Raw genomic sequence first — 2,457 nt, 5'->3', positions numbered from 1 at the left:
TGTATTTCGCAAGTAAAAATTGAGCCATTTATTAATTAAAAACTGAGCCACTTAAACCTGACTATTTTCCAACCATTCTTTTGTATCTAATATTCGATAAGATGGTCCTACCATGTCCACCATGTATGCTCGATGTGTTAGTCGGTCCGTTAAAGCTGCTGTTAAAACTGGATCATGAAATATTTCTTCCCATCGATCAAATGATAAATTACTCGTAACGATGGTGGATGCTCGTCCTGCCCGAAGGGAAAGATGAGTAAATAATAACTCGGCTCCTTCTTTATCAAAGGAGATATAACCTAATTCATCAATGATTACTAAATCATATTTTTCAAACTTCAGTTCAAATGAACGTAACGTTCTTTCAGAACGGCTTTCTTTTAACTGATTTACAAGGGATGACACCGTTGTAAAATACACCTTATAACCTGCTAAACAAGCTTCAATTCCTAAACCAATTGCTATATGTGTTTTACCTGTACCTGGTGATCCGATTAATAAAACGTTTTGTTTTTCTTGAATAAAGTCTAATTTCTTTAAATGTGGGAGGCGAGAGGCCGCATTTTGCGGTAATCTCTCAAACTCTAATTCAGTTAATAGTTTCTTTTCAGGGAAATTTGCAGATCGAATGCGATTCGCTTTTGCTCGCACTTCTCGATCTTCCATTTCTTGCACTAGTGCGTGATATAAGAAATCTTCTGCTGTCTGATATTGTTTCCACATATCATCTTCTTGAATAAATCCCCGAATGCTTGGTAATCGAAGTTCCTTACACATCTCAATCATTTCTTGTCTCTTATCCATTAGTGAAGCACCCCTGTCTTTTTCGTTTCAAATAACGCCGTTATGGCTGAAAGATTTTCGAGAGATTGGGTGGTGACTTCATTTTTGGAATGTACAGTTTTATGAATATATTCGCCTTGATTAGCTAAGAAAATAATCTTTTCTGTTGTTATTTGAACCATAGGGTTCTTCTCAAGTTGTTCAATCGCTGCTAAGACTTTTTCTAGATTTTTATTTTCTTTTAGATAAATAAGTAACTCTAGAAAATCTCGCTCATTTCCAATATAATAATCTTTGTATAATTTTTTTATTTTTGTTGGTGCTTGACTCAAACATTCACTTTGAGCCAATGCACCTTTTTTCTTTTCAAATGTACGTAAGTAATGATAAATGTCCATAATCCATTGATGGATTTGCCAACTTCGCTTATGTGTCGCGATACAGGCATTTTCACTGAAAATAAGAATTTTTTCCGCACTCGCTTTTACTTTCACCCATTCTCCAACATGTCCTTCTGGAACAGAATAACGATTTTGTCTATAAGTAATCGTGCTATATTTGTCCACTCTAAATTCATACAACTCAGAGGCATCAAATGGAATAATTTCTGTGCTTACATGCCTAGCTATACGCTCTTCTAGCATTAATTCATGGTGCGTTTGGTTTTTCTTATAATGCTTGCGAGAGTTTAATTTCATGATTACTTCTGTTAGATAAGCCTGAGCTTCTTCTAAACTTGCAAAAGTATCTCGATGGGCAAATGCTTTCCGGCGGATGTATTCTACACTTCGCTCCACATGCCCCTTCTGATTTCCTTTTCTCGGTTCACATAGTCGTATTTTAAAATGATAATGCATCGATAGATTTTTCATCCCATCGGTAATCTCACGTTCTGTCCCAATAAAATTCTTTACGACTGTCCGCATATTATCGTACGTAAAAACTTCTGGTACAAAGCCTAAATAGTCAATACATTTTACATGAGCATCTTGTACGCACACCATTGTTTCGGATTCATATAAATATGCAAATCTATCATTACTATATGGTAGGGTAAATACCGCCATTGAAAGAGATCGTAATGTTTGATCAATGAATAATTTTACTTCTCCCCAGTCAAATTCAATCTCATGACCAGCAGTTGCTTTTTGACGAATAAAGACTTCTTTTTGATGTTTCTCCTCACTATTTACAAAATTTCTTACAGTGGTATAACTAATTTCAAAACCTTCATCTAATAACTTTTCATGAATATCAATCATTTTTAGTTGTTGCTTGTGCATCTGATGTTGCCGTTTATAATCATTATCTTTTAACATTTTTCGAATACGTTTCATCACCGTAGGTGTTAAAGCACGTTTATTTCCTTTGCGTTTTTTATACGACGGAGGCGTTACATAGTTATCTGTAATAGGTAATTCTCGAATATCTTGTTTTCTTTTTTCAAGATCCTCTTGGATATACTTTTTTACAGTATTACGAGAAATCCCAAGCTCCTTGGCAATTTGACGTTGACTCTTATTTTCTTGATGAAAGGCAAGTAGTACCTTCTGTTTCTTCTCCAATGAAATCACCTCTATACGCTCCTAACTCTATGAAGTTAGGATTATTTTCATATAAAAGTGGCTCACTTTTCAACTGCGATGGTGGCTCAGTTTTAGCTTATCAAATACA

The 2,457-nt window shown here is 34.9% G+C and carries 2 protein-coding genes; both read right to left on the bottom strand.

Translation table 11 applies throughout. The features are described 5' to 3' along the window. Positions 1-51: 51 nt before the first annotated feature. A complete protein-coding gene (istB, locus tag BJ095_RS18695) occupies positions 52-804 on the bottom strand; it encodes an IS21-like element helper ATPase IstB (RefSeq protein WP_107937914.1) in 753 nt (250 codons plus the stop codon). After that, positions 804-2,348: an IS21 family transposase gene (gene istA / locus BJ095_RS18690; protein WP_146223234.1), complete on the bottom strand. Its 1,545-nt coding sequence runs from the start codon at positions 2,346-2,348 to the stop codon at positions 804-806. The genes istB and istA overlap by 1 nt, the downstream gene beginning before the upstream one ends. Between the last annotated feature and the right edge of the window lie 109 nt (positions 2,349-2,457).

The organism is Ureibacillus chungkukjangi (assembly GCF_003217295.1).
Taxonomy (GTDB): Bacteria; Bacillota; Bacilli; order Bacillales_A; family Planococcaceae; genus Ureibacillus; species Ureibacillus chungkukjangi.
Note: the sequence above shows the minus strand (reverse complement) of the source record. Positions and strands in the feature narration are given on the sequence as shown.